6 protein-coding genes and 1 tRNA gene are annotated in these 5,228 nt (G+C 38.3%); 2 read left to right on the forward strand and 5 right to left on the reverse strand.

Annotated elements, in window-relative coordinates; translation table 11 throughout:
* Window positions 1-204: 204 nt before the first annotated feature.
* From U0M88_RS05225 to U0M88_RS05240, 4 genes are all read right to left on the reverse strand, one after another.
* Complete coding sequence (locus U0M88_RS05225; protein WP_272003528.1) at window positions 205-1,662, reverse strand: NAD(P)/FAD-dependent oxidoreductase; 1,458 nt, start codon at window positions 1,660-1,662, stop codon at window positions 205-207.
* Window positions 1,663-1,975: 313 nt separating this feature from the next.
* Window positions 1,976-2,051, reverse strand: a tRNA-Ala gene (locus U0M88_RS05230).
* A gap of 31 nt (window positions 2,052-2,082) precedes the next feature.
* The gene (gene rpmF / locus U0M88_RS05235; protein ID WP_022789137.1) at window positions 2,083-2,253 is read right to left on the reverse strand and encodes a 50S ribosomal protein L32; all 171 of its coding nucleotides are present in this window, start codon (window positions 2,251-2,253) and stop codon (window positions 2,083-2,085) included.
* An 11-nt stretch (window positions 2,254-2,264) separates the two neighbouring features.
* Window positions 2,265-2,771, reverse strand: coding sequence for a YceD family protein (locus U0M88_RS05240; protein WP_181965691.1), 507 nt, complete (start codon window positions 2,769-2,771; stop codon window positions 2,265-2,267).
* 76 nt (window positions 2,772-2,847) lie between these two features.
* Between U0M88_RS05240 and U0M88_RS05245 the strand changes: the two genes are divergently transcribed.
* Window positions 2,848-3,867, forward strand: a complete 1,020-nt coding sequence (locus U0M88_RS05245) for a nucleotidyltransferase family protein (RefSeq protein WP_331869133.1) — start codon at window positions 2,848-2,850, stop codon at window positions 3,865-3,867.
* The gene (locus tag U0M88_RS05250; RefSeq protein ID WP_331869134.1) at window positions 3,857-4,429 is read left to right on the forward strand and encodes a YdcF family protein; all 573 of its coding nucleotides are present in this window, start codon (window positions 3,857-3,859) and stop codon (window positions 4,427-4,429) included. Before U0M88_RS05245 ends, U0M88_RS05250 begins: the two co-directional genes overlap by 11 nt.
* Here U0M88_RS05250 and U0M88_RS05255 read toward each other — a convergent pair.
* Window positions 4,430-5,228, reverse strand: a 799-nt coding sequence (locus U0M88_RS05255) for an ACT domain-containing protein (protein WP_331869135.1), incomplete at its 5' end; no start/stop codon positions are given.

Below are 5,228 nucleotides of genomic sequence, written 5' to 3' on the forward strand. Positions count from 1 at the left end.
AATACTTGTCTATGTCTTAAAGAAGTTGAAGTACTCTATTCATTACTTTTTTATCCGGCAGATTGCAACAGATGCTTTATTTGAGGTTTCTTTTTAATGCTGAATTATGGCTAAATCACCAAACTGTGGGTATAGCGAAAAAAATTTATCATGGAATGGTTACAATTTATACAAATAAACAAATGATTCTAAGCATCTGACTGATTATTTTGTCTCCTTGGATAAAAAATCTAAGAATTCACTTTTACCCACTCGATTGATACCACTATGTTCTACATCGAACTCATCATTTATTTCGTGTCCTAAAATTTCTTCCATTAACGCTTTTACTCTGGGCCTGCAAAATGTTCCTTGACAAAAACCCATGCCAGCTCGTGTCCTTCGTTTTATTCCATCGATTGTTGTAACCGGAATTTCACGGGTCATCGCATCACGAATTGTTTTCTCATCTACTTGTTCACAACGACAAACTATACGATTATCTCCACGATCTAAAGCCACTAAAGGTGCAATTTCCTTCATAGATCGAAGTTCCTTTTTTTCAATAATCGGTTTTCTATAGGGATCAAAGTTTGTCTTTCGATTTAATTTTATATACTTTTCATCAATAAGCCCAACAATATAGTCGGCAATCGCAGGAGAACTTGTTAACCCCGGCGATTGAATTCCTGCGCATTGAATAAATCCGGAAACCGTACTTTCGCCCAAGATAAAGTCATCCGTACTTGATACGGCCCGAACACCGGCAAAAGATCGAATGAACTGAGTGGGATCGATATGCGGTGTGGTTTGTTTGGCTTGCTGATAAATATGAATCAAACGGTTTACATCAGTTGCCTTATTGATTCCACTCTCATCAATGGCATCGGGGCCTAATAGTAAATTCCCATGATAAGTCGGAGTAACTAAAATTCCCTTTCCCATTTTACTAGGCATTTGAAATAATACATGATGAACCAGCTTCCCGGTTCCTCTGGCAAACAATAGATATTGTCCACTGCGTGGTGTAATTGTGAAATTATCAATTCCAACCATATTTGAAATTAATTGACTCGACAATCCACTGGCATTGATGACAACAGAACTATTAAAGACATGATTTGCACTTTTCACATGGAAAATATTCCTTTCCTTTTGAATGTTTGTACAAGGTGTATTTAAATACAGCTTGACTCCGTTATGAATCGCGTTCTCCATTAAAGCAATGGCCATTTCATAAGGAGATGTTATACCGGCTCCATCACAATATAAAGCATAACGAACCTCACGATTGATATTTGGTTCCTTTACTAAAATTTGTTCATGATTCCAAATTTCCAAATCGGTAAGACCATTTTTAATTCCATTGGTTTTTAGCGCTTCCAATTTAGGCAAATCTGAATCCGAAAAAGCCAGAACCAGCGATCCTGTCATAGAAAATCCAAAATTCAACTCTTCATTCAATTTCCGAAATTGCTGACGTCCTTTAAAACATAATCGTCCTTTAATTTTATCATGACTTTCTGCATAGCCTCCATGGACAATGGCAGAGTTTGCCTTTGTGGCACCCATTGCGATATCATTGCTTGCTTCTAATACAGCTACTTTTACATTATATTGCGATAAGTTACGAGCAATAGCACATCCAACAATACCCGCTCCAATAATGATTACATCATACATAACAGTCCCTCTTTTTTCATATATTCTATATATATTATAGAGATTAAAATCAATTTTTATACACCAATTCTAAAAAACAGTAAACAAAGAAGCGATTCCTTCAATTGGTTATTCAACTTTCCGGGTTCACTTCAACTAGTATATTAAATAAATAAAAAGAAAAAGCCCTTTTACATACAGGACTTATCTGCATATGGTGGAGCGTAGAATAAAGAAAAAAGATGTTCGTCTGCGAAATACAGACAAACATCTAATTTGCACTAAATGTACATGAAATATAGACAATTTAACTAATAAATGTGTTTAAAAATCATGGTGGAGCGTAGGGGGTTCGAACCCCTGACCTCTACGCTGCCAGCGTAGCGCTCTCCCAACTGAGCTAACACCCCAAAATAGAAGCTGACAAAGCCAGCTTATTGATTAACCTTCGATAATTTTTTTACCGTTGTATTCTCCACAAGAACACATTTTATGTGCAAGTTTATATTCACCACAATTTGGACAACGTGTTAATGCCGGTTTACTCAATTTGTAGTGAGTTCTACGTTTTGCCTTACGTGTTTTTGATCCTCTTCTCTGTTGAACAGCCATGGTTACACCTCCTAGTCATCATCCAGTTTGAATTCATTTAACTTTGCCCATCTGGGATCGATTTTCTCCTCTTTAGGATCCTGATCCGACAGGACTTGCCATCCATCACCCTTTGGATATTTATCTCTTGGACAGTTGGTAATGTGCATAGGCGCTTCATAAATCACTGCCTGTAAGATCTCCGGGTTTATATCGATCGTATCCTTTTTGACAACGATGATCTCGTCTTCATCCGGATCGACCGGTTCGAATGAATAGGTTACTTGCGACGTTGTGTCAAATGTCACTTCTAGGTCTTCCAGAGTAATGGAATCTGGAACGATCATCACTCCATCCAGTTCCAAATTGGAAAAGACCAAAGAAGATTGGTCAAACTGTAAAGTACCAGTTATATGTACCTCTGGAATGGATTTGACTTGAGTATGACGCAGAAAATCATTTTCTTCCACAGAGATTCTCTCATCGATATGAACGATTCCATTTTTCGCATTTTGAAAATCAATTTTTTGAAATTTCACGATCTCCACCTCATGTCGCATTTGATATTATAATAAAACACCTGACGAAAGTCAACTTAAATGGTAAGATATTATCATGAAAATTACAGGAATCATTGCCGAATACAATCCATTTCACCAGGGGCATATCTATCACATTCAAAAAGCAAAGGAAATTACTCAATGCGATTGTTTAGTTGTTATCCTTACAGGCTGCTTTTCGCAACGTGGTTTACCATCCCTGCTAACGCCTTATGATAAAACTAAGCTTGCTTTGCAATATGGAGCAAATTTGGTTTTAGAATGCCCGGTTTGTTTTGGAGCGCAGAGTGCGAATTATTTTGCCAAATACAATTTACAGGCACTATCCTGCCTTCCAATCGATACACTTTGTTTCGGATCCGAAACAAACGATGTTGCTTATTTGCGACATCTTTTAACGAGACAAAAGGAAATTTCTGCTGACCCTTCAAAAAGTTTAAACATAAACCAGGATTTGGATATCCAGCCTAATGATATATTAGGAATGCAATATATCCGTTATTGTGATTTATACCACATTGAACCGGTAACGATTCATAGAAATCCTGCCTATAAAAGCGCAACGCAGACCCGTTCTGATTTCTTTTCCGGAAAAAAAGAATTCTACGATTCCCTGTTTTTAAAAGAACAATCCTGGGATTCGTATTATCCTTCTTTACGTCTTCTTTTACAAATGATGGATGCCGAAGATCTAAGAAAGATACATCTGGTAACCGAAGGCATTGAAAATCGTTTAAAAGCTGTGGCACAAAGCGCATCCAACTGGTCTTCCTTTTTAGAGGCTGCCATCACAAAAACATATACACGTGCCCGAATACAAAGAACGTGTTTGATGATTCTTTTACAAATTAAGAAAGAAGAGATGAAGGAGACATCTTTCTATAAACTTAAGGTTTTAGGATTTGATTCCATCGGACAAGCCTGCTTGAAACAATGTGATGCATCCAATATCATTACACGTTTTAATCAGATGGATCCTTTTCTTCAAGCGATCCATCAAAAGACATGGGCATTGTATAACAGTGTTTTAAAACATCCTATTCCGGAAAGGCCGGTGCTCATCTATGATCGTTAAAATGCTTTTGGTTTTGTTCATTTTATTTGTAGTATGCTTGCTGCTGGTGTATCTTCATTATTTTCCTGCCATACCTAGACGAAAGAAAAAATATCCCTATGCTCTTTTATTAGGATGTCCCAGTCACAATGACGGTTCGTATGCAACCAACCAGATTCGCCGATGTGAGCTGGCAATGGAAGCTTACAAAAAGGGTTATTTTGATACATTGATCATTTCCGGCGGTGCTGTCAAAAATCAATATGTAGAAAGCCTTCAAATGGAAAAATACATTCGAAAGCGCATTGCTATGCCGATTGTATGTGAGACAAAAGCTAGAAACACTTGGGAAAATTTTCAGTTCACGAAAGAGAAGATCGGTGATGTCCCGGTTTTGATTTTGTCCAGCGGCACGCATATTCGACGTGCCTGCGCCATCGGAAAAAGTTTTTTTAAAGAATACAGCGGTCTCTGGTATCCGGATCATAAGCCCAAACACATCCTTCGTGAGATCGCATCACGATGCATCTATATTTCGATCGAATATAAAAAGAAAAAAGCTACAAAACATATCGTTTCATAGCTATTGAATCGTTCGTATGACGTCGGTGACACTGCGAACTTTTTTTAGATTGGTCATGATCACTTTTAAATGATCGGCATCCTGCACCGTGATCGCAAGCTTAGTCGTAGCTGTTAGATTGTTTTCATCAACACAGGAATCTACATGGCGTAAATACGCGTTGCATTGTTGTAGTGTTGTCACGATATCGCTTAAAAGGAAATTACGATCATCACTGTAAACGATCAGTTTCACCTCGTAGCGTTTTTCATCGATATGCTCTGCCCAGCTTACCGGAATCAGACGTTTTTTCTCATTGGCAATGTTTGGACAATCAGCACGATGTACTTTAACACCCTGCCCTTTTGAGATATAACCTACGATCGCATCACCCGGAATCGGTGAACAACAGTTGGCCAGAGAAACCGCAATTGTATCGATACCCGGAACGATAACACCACAGCTTGTGGCTTTTTGTTCTTTTGGTAACGCTTTATTAAACTGTTTAACAATTTCTTCATCACTTAGAGCCGACTGACGATTTTTGACAAGTCGATCCACGACCGCCTGTACAGAAACCCGTTTATTGGCAATCGCCACATAAAGATCATCCAGTGCTTTAAACGATAAAGAATGTAAGATGCCTTCTATACGCTTTGGCTGCAGATAGGACTCATCCAGCTTTTCCTTTTTGAATTCCTCCTGCAACATCTCCTGTCCTTTTTTGATGACCTCCCGCCGGTCACTTTGTTCCTGACGCTGTAAAAAAGAACGAATCTTATTACGGGCATGACCGCTTTTAACGATCTTGATCCAGTCC

This window comes from Faecalicoccus sp., from assembly GCF_036552745.1.
GTDB lineage: Bacteria > Bacillota_I > Bacilli_A > Erysipelotrichales > Erysipelotrichaceae > Faecalicoccus.